Genomic DNA, 25,343 nt, shown 5'->3' with positions numbered 1-25,343 from the left:
GCGCGGCGCGCGCGGGCACGCGACTGGAGGTAGCGGGCGGATGGGCATCGGATACCTGCTGCTGTACGGCGCGTTGGCGGTCGTGGCGCTCTGGCTGCTGGCCGAGCTGCTGCTGCAGAACCGCGCGCCGGTGCACTGGCGCGCCCTCGCCCTGACCGGCTTCCTCGGCGTGCCGGCCGGGATGGCGGCCGGGTCGGTCCCGCTGATCGGCGCGGGCGCGGCCCTCTTCGCGGTCGGCCAGACCCTCGTCACCCTCTCCGTGAAACGCGGCTACGCGGCCGGCTGGTCGCTGCGCCGGGCCGACGGCGGACTGCCCGGCCCGCTGGCCAGGGTGCCCCTGCTGGGCGCGCTGACCGGTGGCGCGGTGGTGGCCACCGCGGTGGCGGCCGACCGGATCGGCACGGTCAGCGCGGTCGAGGAGAGCCCGGCGCCGGCCCCGGTGGCCGAGGACGTCCCGGCCGTCGAGCAGACCGCCGCCTTCGAGATGCAGGAGATCGCCGCCGACGGCGTCTACACCCCCGGCTACTACGAGCAGCAGCAGCCCGCGCCGCAGGCCCAGCCCGACCCGTACGCCGAGGCCTACCAGGCCGGCTACGACACCTCGCAGCAGCAGCCCGGCTGGGACGCGAACGGCCAGCAGCAGTGGCAGGCCCAGCAGCAGCCGGCCTTCGCCTACGACCAGGGCTACGGCACCTACCAGCAGCAGCCGGACCCGTACGCGGGCTACCAGCAGCAGCCGCAGGTGGACGCGTACGGCGGTTACCAGCAGCAGCCCGACCAGTACGGCTACGACCAGGCCCAGCAGGCGCAGCAGGCCCAGCAGCAGTGGCAGCAGCAGGCCGACCAGCAACACCAGCCCTACCCGCAGCAGCAGGGCATCCCCCAGCAGCCGCAGTACGACCAGTACGGCTACCAGCAGCAGCCGACCTGGCAGCAGCAGGGCTGAGCCCCGCCCGCCGGGCCGGGCCGGTCCGGAGCGGCTCAGGCCGGGCCGATGAGGTTGGCCGCGATGCAGGCCGACATGCCGACCCGGGCCAGCCCGCCGCCGGGGTGGGCGGCGCCGCCCACCAGGTAGAAGCCGGGCGCCTCCTCGGTCGGTGCCTGGAGGTAGGCGCCGCGCGCGCCCGCCAGGGCGGGCAGCGGGACGGAGCCGAGGAAGGAACCGGTCTCCCGCGCGGTGTCCGCCGGGGTCCGCACCACCCGCCAGAGCACCCGCTCACCGAGGCCCAGACCGGCCGCGTCCGCCTGTGCGACCATCCGGTCGGCGAAGCGGTCGGCGACGCCCGGTCCGGTCCAGTCGAAGCCCATCGCCGGCGTGGTCGCGGTGAGCACCACGGCCTCGTGGCCGGCGGGGTGCAGCGAGGCGTCGTCCGGGCGCAGCACCTGGACGGTCGGCCGCTGGGCGAGCGGGGCGCCGGCGCGGAAGATCCCGTCCAGTTCGGCGGCGCGGTCGGCGGCGTGCACCACCGTCCGGTGCGCCGTCCCGGCGGGGCGCTCCCCGCGCAGGGCGAGCAGCACCACGACGCGGCCGGGGGCGTCGTGCAGCCGTTCCATCGACGACGGCCAGTCGTCCTGGGAGCCGGCCGTGCCGAGGTACTCCGAGAAGACCACCCGGGCGTCCATCGCGGAGACCACCACGTCGGCGTCGATCCGGCCGGCCGCGGTGTCGACGCCGCAGGCCCGGCCGTCCTTCTCCAGCACCTCGTCGACCCGGGTGTCGAAGCGGAACTCCACCCCGCGCCGCTCGCACCGCCGGTACACCGCGTCGGCCAGCGCCCGGATGCCGCCCCGGACGTACCAGACGCCGAAGGACTGCTCCATGTACGGCAGCACGGTGGCCCCGGCCGGCGCGGTGCGCGGGTCGAGGCCGAAGCGCAGGGCGTGCTCGTGCAGCAGGGCGGTCAGCCCGTCGTGGCCGCCGAGTCCACGGGCGGCCACGTCGGCGAGGGTCCACGCCCTGGCACCGAACAGGCGCGCGAGGAGGCCGGGCCGCGGCGCCGGGTACGGATCGGTGCGCAGCGGCGCGGTGTCGGCCGGCAGCGGCTCCTCCAGCAGCGGGCGGCGGGTGGCCTCCCAGACCGTGCGGCCGTGGTTCATCACCTCGGCCCAGCGGGCGCCCGAGCCGGTGCCGAACGCCGTGTCCAGCGCCTGGATCACCCCGCCGCGGGAGGCGTTGGGCAGCAGCAGGTCGGTGCCGTCGGGGAGCAGGTGCCGGCTCTCCGGATCCACCGGCGCCAGCTCGACCAGCTGCTCCAGCGGCTCCCGGCCGGTCTTCAGCGCGAGGTCGCGGTAGACGGCCGGGAGGGTGAGCAGCCCGGGGCCGGTGTCGAAGGCGAAGCCGTCCCGCTCGTAGCGGCCGACCATGCCGCCGTACGTCCCGGTCGCCTCGCAGACCGTCACCCGGTGGCCGAGGGTCGCCAGCCGGGAGGCCGTCGCGAGCCCGCTCATTCCTGCGCCGATGATGACGATCCGTGCCATGGACCGCATCCTACGGCCGGGGGACGGGCACCTCCCGCGCCGGTCGCACGCCCGCCGCGCGGGCGGCCCGGCGCTCGCGGCGGCGGTCCCTGAAGCGGCGGATCCGGCTGATCGCGAACCAGACCAGCAGCAGGCCGACGGCCAGCAGCACGGCGGAGATCGAGGCGGCCACCCACGGGTGGAAGATCGCCAGCGTGACCAGACCGGCGACCGAGAGGTCCTCGGCCAGGCTCACCACGATGTTGCTGGCCGGCTCGGGCGAGGTGTTGACCGCCATCCGCAGCGAGGCCTTCACCAGGTGGCTGACCAGCGCCGTGGTCCCGCCCATCGCCCCCGCCGCGACCTCGCCCAGCGAGCCCGGGTCGGCACTGGCCAGCAGCGCGCCGACGGTGGCGCCCGCGATCGGGCGGATCACGGTGTGGACGCCGTCCCAGACGCTGTCCACGTACGGGATCTTGTCGGCCACCGCCTCCAGCAGGAACAGCACCGCGGCGGCGGCCAGCACATCGGTGCGCTCCAGCGCGGCCGGCACCGACTCGGCGCCGCCGAACCGGCCGAGCAGCCCGAGCAGCAGCACCACCGCGTACGCGTTGATCCCGCTCGCCAGCCCGCTGGTGAAGATCAGCGGAACGATCGTCATCCGTTCCTCCTCGTGGCGCCCGCCGGGATCCGCCCGGCTCGCCGTACCGTACCGGGACGCCGGCCGGACGGCCCGCGGTTCCCGCCCCGGACGGACTGAGTACGGATACTCAGAAACCCGGTTGAGTACCTGAGCGGATGGCCCCCGACCTGCGGAGACGGGACAGTAGGGGCACACCGGGACGGCGGCGCGTCGGGCGCCGAGGTCCCGGGACGGCGGACAGGTGCCGTCCAGCGGGCACGGGGGCCGCGGACGTCACCGGAGGGTCCGCACGGGAGCCGGTCGCAGGCCGCGCACCGCCGACACGGGGCGGCGGAGCGCGGTCAGGGGGGAACCGGTGACCCGGAGGGGGCTCCGGAGCGGCGACCGTGGGGGGCGGCGCTCCGGCGGGGTGCGGGGCGGTGGGGCGCGGGGCCGACGGGGGCGGCCGGCGGGCCGCCGCCCGCACGCGGATCGCCGCGCGGCCGCGTTGTCAGTGGCCCCGGTCACGATGGAGGAGCACGGACCACCCGGTCCGCGCGCTGCCTCGGACCGGGGGAGACCATGACCATCAGCCGTCCTGAGCCCGTCACCACCCGCCTCCACTCCGCCGCCCACCGCCCGGACGCCCACCGCCCCGCCACCGGGGACGTCCACCCGGTGGTGCGCCGGATCGCCGCTCCGCCCGCCGCCCTCGGCCTGCTCGCCGACGCGCACCGCACCCTCGCCGGAGCCCGCGCCCGGGAGGACCCGCTGGAGCGGTACGCCGCCGCCCACCTCGCCGCGCTGCGCACCGTCGCCGCGGTGCTCGCCGCGCGCGGCCGGCCGGAGAAGAACGCCCGGCGCCGCCAGGCCATCCGCAGCGCCTGGGAGGTGCTGCCCGAGATCGCCCCGGAGCTCGCCGAATGGGCGGTGTACTACGCGGCCGGCGCCCGCCGCCGGGCCGCCGCCGAGGCCGGGATCCGGGGCGCCGCCTCGGCCCGCGACGCCGACGACCTGATCCGCAACTCCGCGCTCTTCCTGCGGCTGGTCGAACGGCTGCTCGGCCTGCACCCGGTGCCGCCCGCCCCGCGGCTGCCCCTGGACGACGGGCCGGGCGACGGCCGCGACCCGGGTCCGCGGCGGTGACCGGCGGCACGGTCCGGCTCCCGGCCCGGTCTAAGGTGGAGGCATCCTGATCCATCTGCACGTGCCAAGGAGCCCGACCTTGTACCCGACGCGTCCCCGCAGCGCCCTGCGTACCGCCGTGGTGTGGGAGGTGGTGCGGGCAGCCCTGGAGAAGCGGGCGGCCGAGCTGGACCAGCCCGTGCTCGACGTGGTCGACACCGGCGGCGGTACCGGCAACTTCGCGGTGCCGGTCGCCCGGCTCGGCCACCGGGTGACCGTGGTCGACCCGAGCCCCGACGCGCTGTTCGCGCTGGAGCGCCGGGCCGCCGAGGCCGGTGTCACCGACCTCGTCCGCGCCGTCCAGGGCGACACCCAGACGCTGCCCGAGCTGGTCGCCCCCGGCACCGTCGACGCGGTGCTCTGCCACGGGGTGCTGGAGGTCGTGGACGACCCGGCCGAGGCGCTCGGCAGCCTGGCCGCCGCCCTGCGCCGCGGCGGCTTCGTCAGCCTGCTCGCCGCCAACCGCAACGGCGCGGTGCTGGCCCGCGCCCTGGCCGGCCACTTCACCGACGCCCGGACCGTCCTGGAGGCCGACGACGGCCGCTGGGGCGCGAGCGACCCGATGCCGCGCCGCTTCAGCGGCGAGGAGCTCGGCCGGCTGGCCGCCGGCGCCGGCCTGCGGGTGGACTCGGTGCACGGCGTCCGGGTCTTCGCCGACCTGGTGCCCGGCGTCCTGGTGGACACCGAGCCGGGCGCGCTGGAGGCGCTGCTCAAGCTGGAGGAGGCCGCCGCCGAGCAGCCGGCCTTCCACGCCGTGGCGACCCAGCTCCACCTGCTGGCCACGCTGGCCTGACCCCGGTTCCTCCCGCCGTTCTCCGGCGGGTCTCCTCGCGATCCGCGCGGAAGCTCCCCAGGTCCCGGCCGATTCCACGCCGTCGGGCACTTGTCCGGTGTCGGCCGCGTTGAGCCCTGTGCGGCCGGGCACGGCCCGGTACGGCCCGGCCCACGCGTGGCCGACCGCCCCGCAACGAGCCCGTGGACCGTATGATCTGGGTAAAGCCGGAAAGCATGACAGCCGGATGCATGGGGCATATGGACGACACGGGCCTGGGCCCCCGTACAGGCGTCCGACCGCGTGTTCTGAAGGCTGATTGGACTTTGCCTCCCCGACCGGGGCGGCGGACCGGTCGCACCGGCGACCGACGAGTAGGAGGACTCCGTGCCGCTCTCGGAGCACGAGCAGCGACTGCTCGACCAGATGGAGCGAGCGCTGTATGCCGAAGATCCCAAATTCGCGACGGCGCTTGAGGGAACCGGGCTGCGCACCTACACCCGTCGGCGGGTCTACCTGGCTGTCGGCGGCTTCGTGGTGGGCATCGGGCTGCTGATGGGCGGCATGGTCGTGCCGGACCAGATCTGGGTCAGTGTGGTCGGGTTCCTGGTGATGCTGGGGTGCGCCGTCTTCGCCGTCACCGGCTGGCGGCGCGGGCCCGCGGGACAGGCCTCCGGCCCGCGGCCGGCCGCGGCACCGCGCCGCAAGGCGGGGGTGATGGACCGGGTGGAGCAGCGCTGGCAGCGCCGCCGGGACGAACAGACCGGCGGCTTCTGAGCCACCGGCCGAACCGTAACGCCACGAGGGCGGGCAGTCGATCCGACTGCCCGCCCTCGGCGTTCCCCTCGTGTGCCCGGTGTCGGCGTTCCGTGTGCGTCCGGTGTCAGGACGGCGTCCGGTCGCCCCCGCCGCGGCGGCGCAGCCGGCCCAGCACCCGCCGCGACGGCGCGGCCGCCCGGGAGGCCAGGCCGCGCGTCGCGAGCCGGGCGGCCAGGACCGCGTCCGAGAACCGCCACCAGAGTGTGGCGGCGGACGGCGGCAGCAGCGCCGCCTTCGTCCGGCCGACCCTGCCGACGCCGGCCCGCAGGCCGTCCCGGGCGGTCCGGACGTCCGCCGCCAGGGGCTCGGACACCTCGGCGGAGCGGGCGTAGAGCACCCGTTCGGTGGCCAGCGCCACCCGCCCGGCGGCGGCCGCCGAGGCCTCGTCCAGCTCGGCGGCCTCGGCGATCCGGCGGGCGGCGGCGCGCGGGGTCTGCGAGTCGACCGGCGGGATGCCGAGGTCCCAGGCGGAGTCGATCAGCTCGTCCCAGGCGGCGAGCACCTGGGCGTCGGTCGGCCCGGCCGGGCCGACCTCGCCGGGCCGGCGCCGTCCGCCCGTGCCGATCCGGCGGCGGCGCAGCCGCTCCCGCCAGATCATCGGGGTGAACAGCAGGGCGAGCAGCGCCAGCACGGCGGCCAGGGTGGTCAGCACCTGCCAGGACAGCAGCCAGGAGTCCTGGTGGGCGCCGGCCGCGGCCTTGCCGTCGTTCCCGCACTCGCCCATCCGGCGCAGCTTGGGGTCGCAGTCGCTGCTGCTGGAGGGCGCCGCGACCGGCGCGGTGCTCTGCGCGGCGGCGGTCGGCTGCTGGGTCGGCGCGGTGGCGGGTGCGGCGACCGGCGCGGTGTAGCGGGGCTGCACGCCGCGGGTCGGCGTGGGCTCGAAGCGCAGCCAGCCGAAGCCCTGGAAGTAGAGCTCGGGCCAGGCGTGGTACATCAGCCCGTTCACCGAGTACCGGTCGTTGCCCTTGGCGTCGCCCGGGGTGAAGCCGACCGCGACCCGGGCGGGGATGCCCAGGGTGCGGGACATCGCCGCCATCGTGGAGGCGAAGTGCACGCAGAAGCCCTTGCGGTCGCGCAGGAAGGTCTCGATCGCGGTGCTGCCGGTGCCGGCCTTGATCTTGGTGCTGTAGGTGAACTCGGAGCTGGTGAACCAGTCCTGCAGCGCGAGCGCGCGGTCGTACGCGGTGGACGCGTTCCGGGTGACCTCCTGCGCCTTCTCCCGGACCGACGCCGGCAGGTCCTTGGGCAGCTGGGTGTAGTGGTCGGAGATCTTCGGCGGTACCGATCCCACGCTGCGCAGCTCGGCCGCGGTGGGCCGGATGTCGAGTGCGGTGGCCTGGTAGCGCAGGCCCTTGATGGCCTTGTCCCGGTCCGGGAGCACGGTGCCGGTGAGGGTGTCCACCCGCCAGTCGCCGGGGTTGGGGACGCTGACGCCGGCGGCCGGGTACGGCAGCGGCAGCCAGCCCGACTCCAGCTTGTCGGAGGCCTGGAAGTCGCCCGACTCCGACGGGACGTTGGTGCTCGCCAGGCCTTCCGGCGGGGCGAAGGTGGTCTTGAGCTCGGTCACCCCGGGGTTGCTGAGCTTCCACGCGGTGCCGTCGAACTCGTCCAGCGAGCCGGTGCGCAGGTAGGCGGTGTCGGCGAGGCTGCTGTCCATCCGGTAGGTGAGCAGCTCGACGTTGCTGGGGGTGGCCAGGGCCGCCTCCAGGGTCACCAGCGGGTCGAGGGTGGTGATGCCGCCGCCGGCGCCGCCGCCGGCGCCGCCGGCGGCCGTGCCGCCGGACGGACCGGTGTGGATCAGTCCGCCCTCCCAGCGCGGCAGGAAGGCCGGGACCAGCAGGGCCACCGCGAGGGCCAGGACGCCGATCCGCCGGCCGCCCTGGCTGAGCGCGCCGGAGCCCTCGCCCTGGCGCGAGGTGCCGCGGAAGATCCGGCCCCAGCGGGAGACCCGGTCCTGGCCCTCCGCGAAGAGCAGCACCAGGTAGCCGGCGGCGGCGAGGCCGAACCAGGCCCAGCTGCCGCCGTCGCCGGCCAGCCCGTTGCCCACCGAGTAGAGCGCCAGCAGCGGCAGCCCGGCCAGTGCGGAGCGGCGGTAGGTGACCGCGACGGCGTCCACCGCGATGGCGATCAGACCGACGGAGGCGACCAGGATCAGCCGCAGGCCCGGGTTGGGCGGCGCGGGGATGCTGTACTCCCGGATGTCGTCCAGCCCCTGGCCGAGGACCTGCGCCAGGGTGTGCACCGACTGGGTGCCGGGCAGCACGCCGCCCCAGAGCGCGGTCGAGCTGGCGAAGCCGACCAGCAGCAGGACGGTCAGCACGAGCAGCTGCCCGAGCGGCACCGTCCAGCGGTAGAACGGGGTCCGGCGCAGGCCCGCGCCGGCCGCCGCGACCACGGCGACGACCAGGTAGGCGTGGGTGATCCAGCCCTTGGTGGTGAGCAGCGGGAGCAGGCAGAGCGAGGCCAGGGCGGTGGCCAGCGCCGAGTAGACGGTCAGTTTGGCCCGGGTGGTCACGCGCCGGCCTCATCTCGGTAGGGGGAGGGCGACTCGGTCCGGTCGGCGGCCTGCCAGAGCTCCGGCGCGGAGTCCCCGGCGCGGACCGGCAGGACGGTCCAGCCGGCCTCGCGCAGCTGCCGCACCCGGGCACGGAACTCGTCCCCGCCGGTGTCGGGCGCGAGCATCCGCAGGCCGGACCAGGTGCCGGTGTCGAGCAGGAAGACGACGGCGCCGCCGGTCCGGCCCCGCAACCGGGCCAGCCGGGCGGTCTGGGCCTCGTCCAGCTCGCCGAGCACGGCGACCAGCAGGCCCTCGCCGGAGCTGCGCAGGGGCTCCTCGGCCCGGGAGAGCCCGCCGCCGTCGGAGAGGTCGACCACCGCGAGCGCGTCCAGGATCAGGCCGGAGGCGTCGGCGGCGGTGTTGCCGCCGCCGGCGTCCGGGCCGGGCACGCAGTGGCCGGTGTCGGTGAGCAGCCGGGTCTGGTAGCCGCGCTCCAGCAGGTGCGCGGCGACCGAGGCCGCGCAGCCGACCGCCCATTCGAAGGAGGACGCCGGGCCGCTGCCCCGGTGGCCGGACTCCCGGGTGTCCAGCAGGACGGTGGCCCGGGCCTTCTTCGGCTGCTCCTCGCGGCGGACCATCAGCTCGCCGTACCGGGCGGTGGACTTCCAGTGCACCCGGCGCAGGTCGTCGCCGTGCCGGTACTCGCGCAGGATGACGTCGTCGTCACCGGCCAGCGCCAGGGTGCGGGTGCGGCTCTCGCCCTGGCCGACCCACTCGCCGCTGAGCCGCACCTGCGGCAGCTGCTGCACCTGCGGCACGACGGTGAGGACGTCCGAGGCGGTGAAGGAACGATTGACCTCGCACATCCCGAACGGGTCGGAGAGCCGCAGCTGGAGCGGGCCGAGCGGGTAGCGGCCGCGCAGGTCGGAGCGGACCCGGTAGGACACCTCGCGGTGGCCGTGCGGCTCGACCCGGTCCAGGACGAAGCGCGGGCGCGGCCCGAGCACGTACGGGACCTTGTCCTCCAGCAGCAGCAGGCCGGTGGGGACCCGGGAGACGTTGTCCACCCGCAGGTGGACGCGGGCCTCGTGGCCGGCGACGGCCCGGCGCGGGCTGAGCCGGCGTCCACTGGCCACCCGGTAGCGGGTGTTGGCCAGCAGCAGCGCGGCGGCCAGCGGCAGCGCCGCGAGCAGGACGCCGACGCGCAGCAGCGCGTCCTGGTCGAGCACGTAGGCGCAGACCACCGAGGTGGCCCCGGCGGCGAGGAAGGAGCGACCCCGGGTGGTGAGGCCGTTCAGGCCGGCGCGCAGGCCCGACGGTGCGTCGGACGGTCCCACCTCAGCCCCTCCGCAGGGCCGGGCCGGCCTGGCCCTGCGGGCGCGGCAGCGGCAGCCGGGCGACCAGGTCGGTCACGATCTGCTCGGCGGTGCGCCGGCTCAGCTGGGTCTCCGCGGTCGGCATCAGGCGGTGCGCGAGCACCGGGACGGCCAGGCGCTGGATGTCGTCCGGGGTGACGTAGTCGCGCCCGTCCAGCGCGGCGGCGGCACGGGCGGCCCGCACCAGGTGCAGGGTGGCGCGCGGCGAGGCGCCGAGCCGCAGCTCGTGGCTGTTCCGGGTGGCGCCGACCAGGTCGACGGCGTAGCGGCGGACCGGGTCGGCGACGTGCACGGTGCGCACCAGGTCGATCAGCTTGAGGATGTCGGCGGCGTGCGCGACCGGCTGGAGGTCGTCCAGCGGGCTGGCGCCGCCGTGCACGTCGAGCATCGCGAACTCGGCCTCGGGGCTCGGGTAGCCGATCGAGATCCGGGCCATGAAGCGGTCCCGCTGGGCCTCCGGGAGGGGGTAGGTGCCCTCCATCTCGACCGGGTTCTGGGTGGCGACCACCATGAACGGCGACGGCAGCTCGTAGCTGGTGCCGTCGATGGTGACCTGGCGCTCCTCCATCGACTCCAGCAGCGCGGACTGGGTCTTCGGCGAGGCCCGGTTGATCTCGTCGCCGACCACGATCTGCGCGAAGATCGCGCCCGGGCGGAACTCGAAGTCGCGCTGGTGCTGGTCGAAGATGTTGGTGCCGGTGACGTCGGAGGGCAGCAGGTCCGGCGTGAACTGGATGCGGCGCACCGTGCAGTCGACGGACCGGGCGAGTGCCTTGGCCAGCATGGTCTTGCCGACGCCGGGCACGTCCTCCAGCAGCAGGTGGCCCTCGGCGAGCAGCACCGTCAGCGCGATCCGGACGGCCTCCGGCTTGCCCTCGATCACGCTCTCGATGTTGGCCCGGACCCGTTCCACCACGGCGGCGAGCTCGGGCAGGCCGACCGGGTGGTACCCCGTCGTCCCCTGGTCGCCCCCCGGACGACCTTCGAGACCGGCCTGATCGTTGTAGCTCGTCACCCGTACGCTCCCTGGCACACTGCGCCCGCCTCACCCCGAGGCGGGCCCCCACCCCATGCTGGACGCGGCTCCTCGGGAAGCGGTTCCGTGGCGGGAGCCGGTGCCGTCGTGGGGGCCTGCGGCCGGCCGCCCCAGGTGGTTCGGGGTCCGACCGGCAGGCGCATTCTCCCCCGGGTGGTGGCCAGAAGTCACCACCCGGCCGAAAGCGCCCGGGAAGCCGCGGGGAGGCGGGGCGCCCGCGCGGGGGCGGCGGGACGGGTACGGAGGCCGTCGGCGGGGGTGCCGGCGGGGGCCCGGACGACGTTGGCCGGGCCGGAGACGGCCGGTGGGCGGGGTGGGTCAGTCGATCTCGCGGAGCAGACCGGTGTGGACGTCGAAGACGAAGCCCCGGACGTCGTCGGTGTGCAGCAGGAAGGGCGAGGTGCGGACCCGCTGCATGGACTGCCGGACGTCGCCGTCGAGGTCGATGAAGGACTCCACCGCCCACTGCGGGCGCTGGCCGACCTCCAGCTCCAGCTCGCGCCGGAAGTCCTCGGTGAGGCCGAGCAGACCGCAGCCGGTGTGGTGGATCAGGGCGACCGAGCGGGTGCCGAGGGCACGCTGGCTGATGGTGAGCGAGCGGATGGTGTCGTCGGTGACGACACCGCCCGCGTTGCGGATGACGTGGGCGTCGCCCAGTTCGAGGCCGAGTGCGGCGAACAGGTCGAGTCGGGCGTCCATGCACGCCACCACGGCGATGCGCTGGACGGGGCGGGCGTCCATGCCGCCGTCGCGGAAGGTCACCGCGTACTCGCGGTTGGCCGCCACGAAGCGGTCGATGATCTTCGGTTCGGTGGTGTCGGCAGCGGCTGTCGGCGTGGGCCGGTCGGGGGTCACTGTCATGGTGAAGACGTTAGTGCGAATCCGGCTTCCGTGGTGGGGCGGAGGGCTACAGACCGGGCGGCTGTGACCGAGTGCATATCGACAACCGGGTGGAGCGGCGTGCCGGTGGCCGAGGTGTTCCGAGCGGGTTTGTCCGGCCTCGTCGGGGTCGGGGCGCGCGGCCGTGCCGCGCGACCCCCGGACGGTGCCCCCGGCAGCCCGCCGGACGGCCGCGACCTGCGGTGATCCGTACCGCCGCCCGGGTGGTGCGCCGGAGCGGACCGTTGACTGACGGGGTGTCCGCGATAGAGTTGCGGCGCAGTGGAGAAGCACACCCGCCGGCGCCCGTCAACCGGGCGGTTCCGGCCGGTGCGGCGGCCGACGCGGCCGGTGGCCTCCACCCGCTCCCGTGCCACCTGGCGCACCTTCCCCGGCGCCGGGCGGTCACGATCTTCCCCCTGAGCGGGCGGGGACCACCGGCCGCGTCCCGGCCGCCGGCGGCCGCCACCCGCCGCCCCACGCGGCGACTCCGGCGCACAGTGGGCCAAAATAGGTCGGAGCTCCCGGACGTCGGGCTGCTCCGCACCGAAGAAGGGCGCCACCGCGCATGAGCACCAACGATCCGGCCCCCAAGCACGTCCCCGTGATGCTGCAGCGGTGCATGGACGCGCTGGCCCCGGCGATCTCGCAGCCCGGCGCGGTGGTGGTGGACGCCACCCTCGGCCTGGGCGGGCACAGCGAGGCCCTGCTGACCCAGTTCCCGGAGGTCCGGCTGGTCGCGGTGGACCGTGACCCGGCGGCCCTGAAGCTCTCCGCGGAGCGGCTCGCCCCGTTCGGCGACCGGGCCACCCTGGTGCACGCCGTCTACGACGAGATCCCCGAGGTGCTGGAGCGCCTGGAGATCCCCCGGGTGCAGGGCGTCCTGTTCGACCTCGGGGTCTCCTCGATGCAGCTGGACGAGGCCGAGCGCGGTTTCGCCTACTCCCAGGACGCCCCGCTGGACATGCGGATGGACCAGACCCGGGGCCTCAGCGCGGCCGAGGTGCTCAACACCTACACCCACGGGCAGCTGGCCCGGATCCTCAAGGTGTACGGCGAGGAGCGGTTCGCCGGGAAGATCGCCTCGGTGATCCTGCGCGAGCGGGAGAAGGAACCGTTCACCAACAGCGCGCGTCTGGTCGATCTGGTGCGCAACGCCATTCCGGCCGCGACCCGCCGCACCGGCGGGAACCCGGCCAAGCGCACCTTCCAGGCGCTGCGGATCGAGGTCAACGGCGAGCTGGAGGTGCTGGACCGGGCGATCCCGGGCGCCCTGGACGCGCTGGCGCTGGGCGGGCGGATCGTGGTGATGTCCTACCAGTCGCTGGAGGACCGCCTGGTCAAGCAGTACCTGGCGGCGGGCGCGACCACCACCGCGCCGCCCGGGCTGCCGTTCGTCCCGGAGGAGCACCAGCCCTGGCTGAAGCTGATCACCCGCGGTGCCGAGCAGGCCACCGAGCAGGAGATCGAGGAGAACCGGCGCGCCGCGCCCGTGCGGCTGCGGGTGGCGGAGAGGATCAGGGACCGAAGCACCCGGGGCTGACCAGGTTCACGGGGCGGTCCGAAGGGCGGAGGGAACAGCGTGGGGCCGGTGGCCGGAGGCGGGGCGGGGAGCGCGGTGCTCCCCGGGCAGGGCGGCAGGGCGCGGATCACGGTGCGGCCCGGGCGGCGCCCGGTACGGGGGAGGACACCGTTCGCGGTCCTGGTCGTGGTGCTGCTCGCGGCCGGGCTGCTCGGCCTGCTGGCGTTGAACACCGCCCTCAACGAGGGCTCCTTCGAGCTGTCCAGACTGCAGCGGCAGACCACCGTGCTCACCGACGAGCAGCAGGGCCTGCAGCACCAGATCGACCAGAACTCCGCACCGGACGCGCTCGCCCGCCGGGCCACCGAGCTGGGCATGGTGCCCGCCGGGGGGATGGCCTTCCTGGACGTCCCGAACGGCGGCAAGGTGCTCGGCACGCCCGGACCGGCCCAGGACAGCCCCCCGGTGAAACGGTCCACCGCCGAGCCGTGGCCCGGGAAGCAGCCGTCGCCGAGTGCCCAGCCGGGTGCGCCGGCCGCGCCGGCGCCCGGCGGTGACACCACCGTCCAGATCAACCCGGCCGCTCCGGCCGCCCCCGCCCCCGCCGGTTCGCCGGCCGCGCCCCAGCCGGCGCCGACCGCGACCGGAGGTGCGGGCCGATGAGCACGCCCCGACAGCCCACCGGCGGGACCGGCGGCGCCGGTGGCCGCCGATTCGTCGCCAAGGGCGCCGCCCCGCGGCAGACCCCGCGCGGCCAGGCCGGCCGGGCCGAGCCCGGCAAGGCGCAGCCCGCGAAGCCGCAGCCCGCCAAGCCGCAGCCGGCCAAGCCGCAGCCCGCCAAGCCGCAGCCCGCCCGGGCGAAGCAGCCCCCGAAGGCCCAGCCGCCGAAGGCGGCAGCAGGACCCCGGAAGGCCCAGTCCGTCAAGGCCCAGTCGGCCATGCCGCGGTCCCCGCGGGCGCAGTCGGCCGGGACCGGCGACCCCAAGGCCGCCCGCCGACCGCTCCGCACCCCGGGCCAGCGCCGCCCGGAGGGCCGGCTGCCCGGCCGCCCGCGCCCGAAGTCCCGCCCGCCGCAGCGCCCCCAGGCCAGGGCGATCCGGCTGGCCGACCCGCGCCGCCGGCTGCGGGTGGTCACCGTCGCGCTGTTCCTGGTGTTCTCGGTCTTCGCCGGCCGCCTCGTCCAGCTCCAGCTGCTGGACTCCGACGCACTGGCCGCCGACGCCAACACCAACCGCTACCTGAGCATCCCGATCACCGCCGAGCGCGGCTCGATAACGTCCGCCGACGGCGTCGCCCTCGCCACCACCGTCGACGCCTACGACATCACCGCGGACCCGGCCATGTTCACCCCGGAGGCCGCGGGCGTCCCGGACGCCCCCGAGCAGGCGGCCGCGCTGCTCGCGCCGATCCTCGGCCTGTCCAAGGAGAAGCTCGCCGCCGACCTGCACACCCCCAAGACCCGCTACAAGCGGCTCGCCGCCCAGCAGAGCCCGGACGTCAAGAACCAGATCAGCGACCTCAAGTCGGGCCTGGAGAAGCAGGCGAACTCCAAGGCCTGCGTGGCCCAGAAGCGCCTGCTGACCAAGTCGGCCGAGGAGGGCGGCCGGACCAGGGTGGACAACGAGTGCGCCAACCCGCTGGCCGGCGTCTTCAACCGGGACACCCAGAAGCGCGTCTACCCCTCGGACGGGCTGGCCTCCAACCTGGTCGGCTTCGTCAACGCCGAGGGCGAGGGCGCCGGCGGCCTGGAGCAGCAGTACCAGAAGCAGCTCGCCGGCAAGGACGGCCACAGCAGCTACGCCCAGGCGGGCGGCCGGCTGGTGCCCACCGCCGGGGGTTCGCTGGACCAGGCCGTGCCCGGCACCGACCTGCGGCTGACCGTCAACCGGGACATCCAGTGGGCCGCCCAGCGCGCCATCACCGACCAGGTCGCCAACGCCGGGGCGGAGAAGGGCTACGTCGTCGTCCAGGACGTGAAGACCGGTCAGGTCCTGGCGATGGCCACCTCGCCCGGCTTCAACCCCAACGACCTGAGCACGGCCAAGTCCTCCCAGCTCGGCAACCCGGCCCTGCAGGACTCCTACGAGCCGGGCAGCACGGCGAAGCTGATGACGATGGCCGCGGTGCTGGACAGCGGCAAGGCGACCTGGGACACCAAGGTGACGGTGCCCGGGCGGCTCCAGCGGGCCGACGTCAACTTCCAGGACGACGTCGACCACGGCACCTGGTACCTGACCCTGGCCGGGGTGCTGGCCAAGTCCTCCAACATCGGCACCATCGAGGCCTTCGAGACGCTCGGCGCCGACCAGCCGGAGGCCAACCGGGTGCTCGACGGCTACCTGCGCAAGTTCGGGGTGGCGCAGCCCACCGGGCTGGGCTTCCCGGGCGAGGCCGCCGGAAAGCTGAAGAAGCCGGAGGACCTCGTGGCCTCGGAGAAGTACAACATCACCTTCGGGCAGGGCCCGATGACCCTCAGCGCCCTCCAGGCCACCTCGGTCTACTCCACGATCGCCAACGGGGGCGTGCGCGTGGCGCCGAGCGTGGTCCAGGGCACCACCTCGCCGGACGGCAGGTACACCCCGGCCGCGCCGGGGGCCCAGACCCGGGTGGTCAGCGAGCAGACCGCGAAGACGCTCACCGAGATGCTGGAGTCGGTCGTCACCGACGAGCAGGGCACCGGTGGCAAGGCCGCCGTCCCCGGCTACCGGGTGGCCGGCAAGACCGGCACCGCCAACCGGGTGGACCCGAAGACCGGCGGATACCGCGGGTACACCGCCTCGTTCATCGGCTTCGCGCCGGCCGACGCGCCCCGGGTCACCGTCTCCTGCGTGATCCAGGACCCGGTCAACGGCCACTTCGGCGGCCAGCTCTGCGGTCCGGTGTTCAAGCAGGTGATGGAGTTCACCCTGAAGACCCTGCAGGTGCCGCCGAGCGGCAGCGAGGCACCCAACCTGCCCGTCGAGTGGAAGCCGTGATCGACCATGAGCAACGAGCGGGCCGGGCGGGACGACGGCACGGCGAGGGCCCGGTTTGGCCCTGGACGCCCTTCGGCGGATAGCCTGCCCGCCGTGCCGAAACCCGATCAAATCACCGTGAGCCCGCCCCGCCCCGCCGGGGTGAAGGCCCTGCCGCTCGCCGAGCTGGCCCGTCTGCTCGGCCTCGCGCCGGTCGAGGGGGGCCCGGTCACCGGCGTCACCCACGACTCCCGCGCGGTGCGCCCCGGCGACGTCTACGTGGCCTTCCCGGGCGCCAACCACCACGGCGCGGCCTTCGCGGCCCAGGCCGCGGCCGCCGGCGCGGTGGCGCTGCTCACCGACCCGGCCGGTGCCGAGCAGGCGGCCGGCAGCGGTCTGCCGTCGCTGGTGGTCGACCGGCCGCGGGCCCGGATGGGCGAACTGGCCGCCGCGGTCTACGGCCGCCCCGCCGACCGGCTGCTGATGATCGGGCTGACCGGCACCAACGGCAAGACCACCACCTCCTACCTGGTCGAGGGCGGTCTGCGCGGCGCCGGGCACAGCCCGGGCGTGATCGGCACCGTCGAGATGCGGGTCGGCGACGAGCGGATCAAGAGCGAGCGCACCACCCCCGAGGCCACCGACCTGCACGCGATCCTCGGCGTGATGGGGGAGCGCGGCGCGGACGCGGTGACCATGGAGGTCTCCAGCCACGCGCTGGTCTTCGGCCGGACCGACGGCGTCGTCTACGACGTCGCGCTGTTCAACAACCTCACGCCGGAGCACCTCGACTTCCACCCGGACATGGAGGACTACTTCCAGGCGAAGGCCCGGCTCTTCCAGCCCGGCAAGTCCCGGCTCGGCGTGGCCAACCTGGACGACGCCTACGGGCGCCGGCTGGTCGCCGAGGCGAAGATCCCGGTCACCTCGTTCTCCGCGACCGGTGCGGCCGAGGCCGACTGGCGCGCGGTGGACGTCCAGCTCGGCCCGATCGGCTCGACCTTCCGGGTGCTCGGCCCGGACGGCGCCGAGGCCGACGCGTCCGTCCCGCTGCCGGGCCCGTTCAACGTCGCCAACGCGCTGGCCGCGATCACCGTGCTGGTGACCGCCGGGCTGCCGCTGGAGCAGGTCGTCGCCGGGATCGCCGAGGTGCCCGGGGTGCCGGGCCGGCTGGAGCGGGTGGACGCCGGGCAGCCGTTCGTCGCGGTGGTCGACTACGCCCACAAGCCGGACGCCCTGCGCGCCGTCCTCGCCTCGCTGCGCGAGGTCACCAAGGGCCGGCTGCACGTCGTGGTGGGCTGCGGCGGCGACCGCGACCCGCACAAGCGCGCCCCGATGGGCGCCATCGCCGCCGAGCTCGCCGACACCGCCCTGCTGACCAGCGACAACCCGCGCAGCGAGGACCCGTTGGCGATCCTCGCCAGCATGCTCACGGGCGCCGCCTCGGTGCCCGAGGCCGAGCGCGGCGCCGTCCTGGTCGTGCCCGACCGGGCCGAGGCGGTCCACCTCGCGGTGGCCCGCGCCCAGGCCGGTGACACCGTGCTGGTGGCCGGCAAGGGCCATGAGCTCGGCCAGTACGTAAGAGACGAGATCCGCCCCTTCGACGACCGGGAGGTACTGCGGGACTCGATCACGCGGACCACGGCCGCCCGGGGCACCGGAGGAGTAGAGCAGCCGTGATCGCACTGACCCTCGCCGAGGTGGCCGCAGCCGTCGGAGGCACCCTGGACGGCGCCGACCCCGACACCCCGGTCACCGGCCCGGTCGAGGTCGACTCCCGCAAGGTGCGCCCCGGCTGCCTGTTCGCGGCCTTCGCCGGCGAACACGTGGACGGCCACGACTATGCCGAGAAGGCGGTCGCCGCCGGCGCCGTCGCGGTGCTGGCCGCCCGCCCGGTCGGGGTGCCCGCCGTCCTGGTCGACAGCGTGGTGGACGCACTCGGCAAGCTGGCCCGGGCGGTGGTGGCCCGCGCCGAATCCACCACCGTGGTCGCGCTGACCGGCTCGGCCGGCAAGACCAGCACCAAGGACCTGATCGCCCAGCTGCTCCAGCGGCTCGGCGACACCGTCTACCCGCCCGGCTCGCTCAACAACGAGATCGGGCACCCGATGACGGCGCTGCGGGTCGAGGCCGGCACCCGGCACCTGGTGATGGAGATGGGTGCCCGGCACAAGGGCGACATCGAGTACCTCACCTCGATCACCCCGCCGCGGATCGGCCTGGTGCTGAACGTCGGCACCGCCCACGTCGGCGAGTTCGGCTCCCAGCAGGCGATCGCCGAGGCGAAGGGCGAGCTGGTCGAGGCGCTGCCGGCGGACGGTGCGGCGATCCTCAACGCCGACGACCCGCTGGTGCGCGCGATGGCCTCCCGCACCAGGGCCCGGGTGGTGTACTTCGGGGAGTCCCGCGAGGCGCACGTCCGGGCACAGGATGTTCGCCTGGACTCCACCGGACGGCCATCGTTCACGCTGACCACCCCGGCCGGTTCCGCACCCGTGCAGCTGCGCCTGTACGGTGAGCACCACGTCTCGAACGCCCTCGCCGCCGCAGCGGTGGCGGTGGAGCTCGGGATGTCCGTCGATGACACCGCCGAAGCGCTGAGCGAAGCGGGTGCGCTGTCCCGCTGGCGCATGGAGGTCGTCGACCGGGCCGATGGTCTCACCGTCGTGAACGACGCCTACAACGCGAACCCCGACTCGATGCGGGCCGCGCTGCGGGCGCTGGTCTCGATCGGAGGGCGCGGCCCGGAGCGCCGCCGCACCTGGGCGGTGCTCGGCGAGATGCGGGAGCTCGGCGAGGACAGCCTGGCCGAGCACGACGCCATCGGGCGGCTCGCGGTACGGCTGGACGTCACCAAGCTGGTGGCGGTCGGCGGACGCGAGGCGGCCTGCATGGAACTGGGCGCTAGGAACGAAGGTTCGTGGGGTGAGGAGTCGGTGCTGGTGTCCGACGCGGACGCGGCGGTCGAACTGCTGCGCAGTCAGCTTCGGCCGGGGGATGTGGTCCTGGTGAAGGCTTCCCGTTCGGTGGGGCTCGAGAAGGTGGCCGAGGCACTGCTCGCGGACGGTGCGGCCGAGTAATGAAGCAGATCCTCTTCTCCGGCATGATCGGCCTCGTCCTCTCGCTGCTCGGGACCCCGGCCCTGATCAAGCTGCTCGCCAAGCGCGGCTACGGCCAGTACATCCGCGACGACGGCCCCAAGGCGCACCACAGCAAGAAGGGCACGCCCACCATGGGCGGCATCGCCTTCATCCTGGCGACGCTGATCGCCTACTTCGCGACCAAGGCGATAACGGGCGACTCGCCGACCGCCTCCGGTCTGCTGGTGCTGTTCCTGACGGTCGGTCTGGGCCTGGTCGGCTTCCTGGACGACTACATCAAGGTCGTCAAGCGCCGTTCGCTCGGCCTGCGGGCCAAGGCCAAGCTCTTCGGCCAGTCGTTCGTGGGTCTCGCCTTCGCGATCCTCGCGCTGCAGTTCAGCGACGACCGCGGGCTCTCCCCGGCCTCCCAGCACCTCTCCTTCGTCCGGGACTTCGGCTGGTCGATCGGCCCGGTGCTGTTCGTCATCTTCGCGTACTTCATGATCGCCGCGATGTCGAACGGCGTGAACCTGACGGACGGTCTCGACGGCCTGGCCACCGGCGCCTCGGTGATGGTCTTCGGCGCCTACACCTTCATCGGCGTCTGGGAGTACGGCCAGAGCTGCGCCTACGCGATCTCGGCCACCTCCAGCTGCTACGACGTCCGCGACCCGCTGGACCTCGCGGTGGTCGCCGCCGCCCTGATGGGCTCCTGCTTCGGCTTCCTCTGGTGGAACACCTCGCCCGCCAAGATCTTCATGGGTGACACCGGCTCGCTCGCCCTCGGCGGCGCCCTGGCCGGTCTGGCGATCTGCTCGCGCACCGAGCTGCTGCTCGCGCTGCTCGGCGGCCTCTACGTGATCATCACCCTCTCGGTGATCATCCAGGTCGGCTCCTTCCGGATGACCGGCAAGCGGGTCTTCAAGATGGCCCCGCTGCAGCACCACTTCGAACTCAAGGGCTGGACCGAAGTCCTGATCGTGGTCCGGTTCTGGATCATCCAGGGCCTCTGCGTGGCCGTCGGTCTCGGCCTCTTCTACGCGGGATGGGTGACGGGATGACCGGACCGGTGTGGACCGGACTGCCGGTCGCCGTCGCCGGCCTGGGCGTCTCCGGCATCAGCGCCGCCCGGGTGCTGCACGGCCTCGGCGCGCTGGTCACGGTCGTGGACGGCGGCTCCGGCCCGGGCCTGGAGGCCCGCGCCGCCGAGCTGCGGGCACTGGGCGTCACCGTCCGCCTCGGCGACGGCGACAGCCTGCCCGAGGGCACCCGGCTGGTCGTCACCTCGCCGGGCTGGCCGCCCAGCAGCCCGCTGTTCGCCGCCGCCGAGGCGGCCGGCGTCGAGGTCTGGGGCGACGTCGAACTGGCCTGGCGCCTGCGCGCGCCGCTGGCGTCCACCGGCGAGCCGGCCCCCTGGCTGGCCGTCACCGGCACCAACGGCAAGACCACCACCGTCCAGATGCTCGCCTCGATCCTCACCGCCGCCGGCCGGCGCACCGCCGCCGTCGGCAACGTCGGGGTCTCGGTGCTGGACGCGGTGCTCGCCGAGGAGCTGTACGACGTGCTCGCCGTCGAGCTCTCCAGCTACCAGCTGCACTGGGCGCCCTCGCTGCGCCCGTACGCGGCGGCCGTGCTCAACCTGGCACCCGACCACCTCGACTGGCACGGCTCGATGGAGGCGTACGCCGCCGACAAGGGCCGGATCTACGAGGGCAACGTCGTCGCCTGCGTGTACAACCTGGCCGACCCGGCCACCGAGGCGCTGGTCCGCGAGGCCGACGTCGAGGAGGGCTGCCGGGCGATCGGCTTCGGCCTCGGCTCGCCCGGCCTGTCGAACCTCGGTGTCGTCGACGGCCTGCTGGTGGACCGCGCCTTCGTGCCGGACCGGGACAAGAACGCCGCCGAGCTGGGCTCGGTCGCCGACGTCCACCCGCCGGCCCCGCACAACATCGCCAACGCGCTCGCCGCCGCCGCCCTCGCCCGGGCGTACGGGGTGGACGCCGCGGCCGTCCGGGAGGGGCTGCGGGCCTTCCGCCCGGACGCCCACCGGATCGCCGAGGTCGGCGTGGTCGCCGGGGTCACCTACATCGACGACTCCAAGGCCACCAACACCCATGCCGCCGCGGCCTCGCTGGCCGCGTACCGGCCGGTGGTCTGGATCGCCGGCGGGCTGGCCAAGGGCGCCGCGTTCGACGACCTGGTCCAGGGCGCGGCCGAGCGGCTGCGCGCCGTGGTGCTGATCGGCGAGGACCGCGGGGTGATCCGGGACGCGCTGGCGCGACACGCGCCGGATGTCCCGGTGATCGAGGCGGCCGAGGGCCAGACTGGCGCGGTGGCGATGACCGAGGTGGTCCGTACGGCCGCGTCACTCGCCCGATCGGGTGACACGGTGCTGCTGGCCCCGGCCTGCGCCTCGATGGACATGTTCACCAACTACGGCGAGCGCGGCGACCTCTTCGCCGCGGCGGTCCGGGAGCTCGCGGACAGCTGACGGCACGGCCGAGTCCGGCGCCCGGGCCCGGGTGAATGACGTCAGGCTCGGCTCGGCGACCCGTGCGCGGCCGGCCCGTTCGCCCGGACGTCCGACTCGGCCCGCCGGCCAGTGCACGGGCGAGCGAGCCGAAGGGCCGCGCCGGTGCCGAAAGGGAGAAGCGAGGACACCCCGAGGAACGAGGGGTGTTGGAGCGCCGACCGTCGGCGCCGGGTCAAAGCGGCCCGGAGGCGAGCCGAGCCACAGAGAATGAGGGGCAGCGTGGTGGCGGGGCAGGGCAGGGAGGGCGGTTCCGGTACGCCGGGAAAGGGCTCCGGCGATCCGTGGCGGGTGCTCTCGGCCACCACGACCGCCTACAAGTCGGCCGGCCCGTTGGCCCGTCTGCAGGCCTTCCGGGCCCGTCTGCGGTACACCCTGGACCGGCCGCTCACGCCCTATCTGCTGATCATCGGCGCGACGCTGCTGCTCGTGGTGCTCGGCCTGATGATGGTCTTCTCGGCCTCGCAGATCCTCGCGCTGGGCCAGCACCGGTCCACCCAGTTCTACTTCTTCAAGCAGCTGGTCGCGGTGCTGCTCGGCTTCTCGCTGCTGGTCGGCTTCGCGCTGGTCCCGGTGGCGGTGCTCCGGGTGATCGTCTACCCCGTGATGTTCGGCGTGATCGGTGCGCTCGCGCTGGTCGCGATCCCCGGGGTCGGGGTGGAGGTCAACGGCAACCGGAACTGGCTGGATCTGGGCTTCTTCCAGTTCCAGCCGTCCGAGTTCGCCAAGCTCGCGCTGGTGCTCTGGGGGGCCGACCTGCTCGCCCGCAAGCAGCGGACCGGCACCCTCGACCAGTGGAAGCACCTGCTGGTCCCGCTGGTGCCGGGCGCGCTGCTGCTGCTCGCGATGATCATGCTCGGCGGCGACATGGGCACCTCGATGATCCTGGTCGCCATGCTGTTCGGCCTGCTCTGGATGGTCGGCGCCCCGATGCGGCTGTTCGTCGCCACCCTCGGCGTCGCCGTCGTGGTCTGCACCGCCCTGGTGGTCACCGTCCCGCACCGGGCCGAACGGCTCTCCTGCATCGGGGTGACCAAGCTCGACCCGGCCGGCGCGTGCTTCCAGGCGCTGCACGGGGTGTACTCGTTCGGACTGGGCGGTCTGTTCGGTTCCGGCCTCGGCGCCGGCGTCGAGAAATGGGGCCAGCTCCCGGAGGCGCACACCGACTTCATCTTCGCCACGACGGGCGAGGAACTCGGTCTGGTGGGGACGCTGTCGGTGATCGGTCTCTTCGCGGCACTAGGCTACGCGGGTATCCGTGTGGCCATCGGTACGAAGGACCCCTTCGTCAGGTACGCCGCGGGGGCCGCCACCACGTGGATCATGGCGCAGGCCGTGATCAACCTGGGGTCGGCACTGGGACTGCTGCCCATCGCGGGCGTCCCGCTCCCGCTGTTCTCCTACGGCGGTTCCGCCATGCTGTCGGCCATGTCCGTGATCGGTGTGCTGCTGTGCCTCGCGCGCAGCACCTCGGGCGCGAAGGCGGCCCTGGCCGCCCGGAGCAAGAACTCCCGGGTCAGGAGACGACTGGCCCGGGTGCTGCCACGACGACGAACCACAGCGCGCCCGGCCCCGGTGCCGGCACGCAGGGAGCGGTGAATTTCGGTGCATGTCGTACTCGCCGGCGGGGGGACCGCCGGTCACATCGAGCCGGCCCTCGCCCTCGCGGACGCCCTCCGCAGGCACGACCCGTCCATCGGGATCACCGCCCTGGGCACCGAGCGCGGCCTGGAGACCCGGCTGGTGCCCGAGCGGGGCTACCACCTGGAGCTGATCCCGGCCGTTCCGCTGCCCCGCAAGCCCACCCCCGAGCTGATCACCGTCCCGGGCCGGCTGCGCGGCACCGTCCGGGCCGCCCAGGAGATCATCGAGCGGGTCAAGGCGGATGTCGTGGTCGGCTTCGGCGGCTACGTCGCGATGCCGGCCTACCTGGCCGCCAAGCGGGCCGGGGTGCCGATCGTGGTCCACGAGGCCAACGCCCGGCCCGGCCTGGCCAACAAGATCGGTGCCCGGTACAGCGACTTCGTCGCCGTCTCCACGCCGGACAGCAAGCTGCGCGACTCCCGGTACATCGGCATCCCGCTGCGCCGGACCATCGCCACCCTGGACCGCAACGCGGCCCGGCCGGAGGCCCGGCACTACTTCGGCCTCGACCAGCGGCTGCCCACGCTGCTGGTCTCCGGCGGCTCGCAGGGCGCCCGCCGGCTCAACGAGACCGTCACCGCCATCGCGCCCCGGCTCCAGCAGTACGGCGTGCAGATCCTGCACGCGGTCGGGCCGAAGAACGAGCTGCCGCAGGTGGACGACATCCCCGGGATGCCGCCCTACCGCGCGGTGCCGTACGTGGACCGGATGGACCTCGCGTACGCCGCCGCCGACCTGATGCTCTGCCGGGCCGGCGCCATGACGGTGGCCGAGCTGGCGGCGGTGGGCCTGCCGGCCGCCTTCGTCCCGCTGCCGATCGGCAACGGCGAGCAGCGGCTGAACGCCCAGCCGATGGTCAAGGCCGGCGGCGGGCTGCTGGTCGACGACGCGGAACTGACCCCGGAGTGGGTCCTGCAGAACGTCCTGCCGGTGCTCACCGACCCGCAGCGGCTCTGGGACATGAGCCGGGCCGCCGCCGAGTTCGGCCGCCGGGACGCCGACGACCTGCTGGTCGGCATGGTCTACGAAGCGATCGAGGCCGCCAGGGGTGGCCGCCGCCGTGGCTGACGGTCGGCCCGCCGATCAACCCCCGGCCTCCGGCCGGGGGTACCCGCGGGAGGAGGTGGAGTTCGGGGACGAGGAGTACTCGCCCCGGCTCCGGCTCTCCCGGCGGGGCATCGTGGTGCTGGCCGCGCTCGGCGCCTCGGTGCTGGGCGGGCTGGCCTGGCTGGTCTTCCTCTCCTCGGCCCTGGACGTGCGCAGCGTCGCGGTGCAGGGGGTGCAGGACGACCGGCTGACGGTCGACCAGGTCCGCGCGGCGATCGGCACGGTCGGCGCCGGCCCGCTGGCCCGGGTCGACCTGGACGCCGCCACCCGGCGGGTGGAGGCGATCCCGCGGGTGGCCCGGGCCGAGGTCTGGCGGGGCTGGCCGCACACCCTGCGGGTGAAGATCACCCAGCGCACCGCGGTGGCCGCCGTCAAGGGGGACGACGGCAGATTCACCCAGGTGGACGCAGGTGGCGTGAGCTTCGCCACCGAGGACGCCGCCCCGGCCGGAGTGCCGGTGGTCGAACTGCGGCTCAGTCAGCAGGCGAACGACGCGGCCGGGGTGATTTCCCGTCCGCAGTTGGTCCAGGGGGCGGTGGCGGTCGCCGCCGGGCTGCCCGCCGAGGTCCGGCAGCGGGCCGGGGCGGTGCTGGTGCACTCCTACGACGACATCCAGCTGCAGCTCAGCGGGGGTGCCACGGTCCGCTGGGGGAGTCCGGACCAGATCGATCGAAAAGCCCGGGTGCTGGTGGCACTGATGAGTCAGAAGGGTACGAACTTCGACGTCAGTGCGCCGGACGCGCCGGCGGTGTCGGGATGATCCGGTAGGTTCTCTCCCTGGGGGAGGGGTTGACGCCTTTCGGTGACGGCCCGACCCTTGGTGGTCACCCCGGTTTCATAAGCTGGTTGATGATCACATAGGC

At 74.4% G+C, this 25,343-nt stretch carries 20 protein-coding genes; 14 read left to right on the top strand and 6 right to left on the bottom strand.

Annotated features, from left to right (window positions below):
• The first annotated feature begins 40 nt into the window (after positions 1 to 40).
• Positions 41 to 946, top strand: coding sequence for a hypothetical protein (locus ACZ4UX_RS08285; RefSeq protein ID WP_465706077.1), 906 nt, complete (start codon positions 41 to 43; stop codon positions 944 to 946).
• A 35-nt stretch (positions 947 to 981) separates the two neighbouring features.
• On the opposite strand, the gene ACZ4UX_RS08280 is transcribed toward ACZ4UX_RS08285, so the two are convergent.
• A complete protein-coding gene (locus ACZ4UX_RS08280; protein WP_465706076.1) occupies positions 982 to 2,478 on the bottom strand; it encodes a phytoene desaturase family protein in 1,497 nt (498 codons plus the stop codon).
• Positions 2,479 to 2,488: 10 nt separating this feature from the next.
• Complete coding sequence (locus tag ACZ4UX_RS08275) at positions 2,489 to 3,118, bottom strand: DUF4126 domain-containing protein (RefSeq protein ID WP_329487269.1); 630 nt, start codon at positions 3,116 to 3,118, stop codon at positions 2,489 to 2,491.
• A gap of 543 nt (positions 3,119 to 3,661) precedes the next feature.
• Here ACZ4UX_RS08275 and ACZ4UX_RS08270 point away from each other — a divergent pair.
• The 3 genes from ACZ4UX_RS08270 to ACZ4UX_RS08260 all read left to right on the top strand — a co-directional run bounded on the left by ACZ4UX_RS08270 (position 3,662) and on the right by ACZ4UX_RS08260 (position 5,813).
• Positions 3,662 to 4,225, top strand: a complete 564-nt coding sequence (locus ACZ4UX_RS08270; protein WP_465706075.1) for an SAV_6107 family HEPN domain-containing protein — start codon at positions 3,662 to 3,664, stop codon at positions 4,223 to 4,225.
• A gap of 79 nt (positions 4,226 to 4,304) precedes the next feature.
• Entirely contained in the window at positions 4,305 to 5,057 is a 753-nt protein-coding gene (locus ACZ4UX_RS08265) for a methyltransferase domain-containing protein (protein WP_329487267.1), read from the top strand.
• Between the two features lie 366 nt (positions 5,058 to 5,423).
• Positions 5,424 to 5,813 carry a DUF3040 domain-containing protein gene (locus tag ACZ4UX_RS08260; RefSeq protein WP_329487266.1) on the top strand — a complete coding sequence of 130 codons (390 nt, stop codon included), beginning with the start codon at positions 5,424 to 5,426 and terminating at the stop codon, positions 5,811 to 5,813.
• 106 nt (positions 5,814 to 5,919) lie between these two features.
• On the opposite strand, the gene ACZ4UX_RS08255 is transcribed toward ACZ4UX_RS08260, so the two are convergent.
• The 4 genes from ACZ4UX_RS08255 to ACZ4UX_RS08240 form a co-directional block, all read right to left on the bottom strand.
• A complete protein-coding gene (locus tag ACZ4UX_RS08255) occupies positions 5,920 to 8,370 on the bottom strand; it encodes a transglutaminase TgpA family protein (RefSeq protein ID WP_465706074.1) in 2,451 nt (816 codons plus the stop codon).
• The gene (locus ACZ4UX_RS08250) at positions 8,367 to 9,689 is read right to left on the bottom strand and encodes a DUF58 domain-containing protein (RefSeq protein WP_329487264.1); all 1,323 of its coding nucleotides are present in this window, start codon (positions 9,687 to 9,689) and stop codon (positions 8,367 to 8,369) included. Before ACZ4UX_RS08250 ends, ACZ4UX_RS08255 begins: the two co-directional genes overlap by 4 nt.
• Position 9,690: 1 nt before the next feature.
• A complete protein-coding gene (locus ACZ4UX_RS08245) occupies positions 9,691 to 10,743 on the bottom strand; it encodes an AAA family ATPase (protein WP_465706073.1) in 1,053 nt (350 codons plus the stop codon).
• A 339-nt stretch (positions 10,744 to 11,082) separates the two neighbouring features.
• Positions 11,083 to 11,625 (bottom strand): beta-class carbonic anhydrase, encoded by a 543-nt coding sequence (locus tag ACZ4UX_RS08240; protein ID WP_329487263.1) that lies wholly within the window; start codon positions 11,623 to 11,625, stop codon positions 11,083 to 11,085.
• A gap of 586 nt (positions 11,626 to 12,211) precedes the next feature.
• Between ACZ4UX_RS08240 and rsmH the strand changes: the two genes are divergently transcribed.
• From rsmH to ACZ4UX_RS08190, 10 genes are all read left to right on the top strand, one after another.
• Positions 12,212 to 13,186, top strand: coding sequence for a 16S rRNA (cytosine(1402)-N(4))-methyltransferase RsmH (rsmH, locus tag ACZ4UX_RS08235; protein ID WP_465706072.1), 975 nt, complete (start codon positions 12,212 to 12,214; stop codon positions 13,184 to 13,186).
• A gap of 48 nt (positions 13,187 to 13,234) precedes the next feature.
• Positions 13,235 to 13,828 (top strand): cell division protein FtsL, encoded by a 594-nt coding sequence (gene ftsL / locus ACZ4UX_RS08230; protein WP_329487261.1) that lies wholly within the window; start codon positions 13,235 to 13,237, stop codon positions 13,826 to 13,828.
• Positions 13,825 to 16,140 (top strand): peptidoglycan D,D-transpeptidase FtsI family protein, encoded by a 2,316-nt coding sequence (locus ACZ4UX_RS08225; RefSeq protein ID WP_465706071.1) that lies wholly within the window; start codon positions 13,825 to 13,827, stop codon positions 16,138 to 16,140. The genes ftsL and ACZ4UX_RS08225 overlap by 4 nt, the downstream gene beginning before the upstream one ends.
• A gap of 6 nt (positions 16,141 to 16,146) precedes the next feature.
• Positions 16,147 to 17,799: a UDP-N-acetylmuramoyl-L-alanyl-D-glutamate--2,6-diaminopimelate ligase gene (locus ACZ4UX_RS08220; protein ID WP_465706070.1), complete on the top strand. Its 1,653-nt coding sequence runs from the start codon at positions 16,147 to 16,149 to the stop codon at positions 17,797 to 17,799.
• The gene (locus ACZ4UX_RS08215; protein ID WP_329487258.1) at positions 17,796 to 19,199 is read left to right on the top strand and encodes a UDP-N-acetylmuramoyl-tripeptide--D-alanyl-D-alanine ligase; all 1,404 of its coding nucleotides are present in this window, start codon (positions 17,796 to 17,798) and stop codon (positions 19,197 to 19,199) included. Before ACZ4UX_RS08220 ends, ACZ4UX_RS08215 begins: the two co-directional genes overlap by 4 nt.
• Positions 19,199 to 20,260 (top strand): phospho-N-acetylmuramoyl-pentapeptide-transferase, encoded by a 1,062-nt coding sequence (mraY, locus tag ACZ4UX_RS08210; protein ID WP_329487257.1) that lies wholly within the window; start codon positions 19,199 to 19,201, stop codon positions 20,258 to 20,260. Before ACZ4UX_RS08215 ends, mraY begins: the two co-directional genes overlap by 1 nt.
• The gene (gene murD, locus ACZ4UX_RS08205; RefSeq protein WP_465706069.1) at positions 20,257 to 21,690 is read left to right on the top strand and encodes a UDP-N-acetylmuramoyl-L-alanine--D-glutamate ligase; all 1,434 of its coding nucleotides are present in this window, start codon (positions 20,257 to 20,259) and stop codon (positions 21,688 to 21,690) included. Before mraY ends, murD begins: the two co-directional genes overlap by 4 nt.
• A 249-nt stretch (positions 21,691 to 21,939) precedes the next feature.
• The gene (gene ftsW / locus ACZ4UX_RS08200) at positions 21,940 to 23,328 is read left to right on the top strand and encodes a putative lipid II flippase FtsW (RefSeq protein WP_465706068.1); all 1,389 of its coding nucleotides are present in this window, start codon (positions 21,940 to 21,942) and stop codon (positions 23,326 to 23,328) included.
• Between the two features lie 6 nt (positions 23,329 to 23,334).
• On the top strand, positions 23,335 to 24,441 hold the full coding sequence (gene murG, locus ACZ4UX_RS08195) for an undecaprenyldiphospho-muramoylpentapeptide beta-N-acetylglucosaminyltransferase (protein ID WP_329487255.1): 1,107 nt from the start codon (positions 23,335 to 23,337) through the stop codon (positions 24,439 to 24,441).
• Entirely contained in the window at positions 24,434 to 25,240 is an 807-nt protein-coding gene (locus ACZ4UX_RS08190) for a cell division protein FtsQ/DivIB (RefSeq protein WP_465706067.1), read from the top strand. Before murG ends, ACZ4UX_RS08190 begins: the two co-directional genes overlap by 8 nt.
• Positions 25,241 to 25,343: the final 103 nt, after the last annotated feature.

It is taken from the genome of Kitasatospora sp. NPDC028961 (assembly GCF_055564815.1).
This window is presented reverse-complemented; position numbering and strand designations above follow the sequence as displayed.

What these genes read in the sequence shown, in the direction of transcription:
- ACZ4UX_RS08225 (WP_465706071.1), top strand. Translation starts at nt 13,825, where the DNA reads ATGAGCACGCCCCGACAGCCCACCGGCGGGACCGGCGGCGCCGGTGGC.
- ACZ4UX_RS08270 (WP_465706075.1), top strand. Translation starts at nt 3,662, where the DNA reads ATGACCATCAGCCGTCCTGAGCCCGTCACCACCCGCCTCCACTCCGCC.
- ACZ4UX_RS08220 (WP_465706070.1), top strand. Translation starts at nt 16,147, where the DNA reads ATGAGCAACGAGCGGGCCGGGCGGGACGACGGCACGGCGAGGGCCCGG.
- ACZ4UX_RS08275 (WP_329487269.1), bottom strand. Translation starts at nt 3,118, where the DNA reads ATGACGATCGTTCCGCTGATCTTCACCAGCGGGCTGGCGAGCGGGATC.
- rsmH (WP_465706072.1), top strand. Translation starts at nt 12,212, where the DNA reads ATGAGCACCAACGATCCGGCCCCCAAGCACGTCCCCGTGATGCTGCAG.
- ACZ4UX_RS08240 (WP_329487263.1), bottom strand. Translation starts at nt 11,625, where the DNA reads ATGACAGTGACCCCCGACCGGCCCACGCCGACAGCCGCTGCCGACACC.
- mraY (WP_329487257.1), top strand. Translation starts at nt 19,199, where the DNA reads ATGAAGCAGATCCTCTTCTCCGGCATGATCGGCCTCGTCCTCTCGCTG.
- murD (WP_465706069.1), top strand. Translation starts at nt 20,257, where the DNA reads ATGACCGGACCGGTGTGGACCGGACTGCCGGTCGCCGTCGCCGGCCTG.
- ftsW (WP_465706068.1), top strand. Translation starts at nt 21,940, where the DNA reads ATGAGGGGCAGCGTGGTGGCGGGGCAGGGCAGGGAGGGCGGTTCCGGT.
- ACZ4UX_RS08280 (WP_465706076.1), bottom strand. Translation starts at nt 2,478, where the DNA reads ATGGCACGGATCGTCATCATCGGCGCAGGAATGAGCGGGCTCGCGACG.
- ACZ4UX_RS08285 (WP_465706077.1), top strand. Translation starts at nt 41, where the DNA reads ATGGGCATCGGATACCTGCTGCTGTACGGCGCGTTGGCGGTCGTGGCG.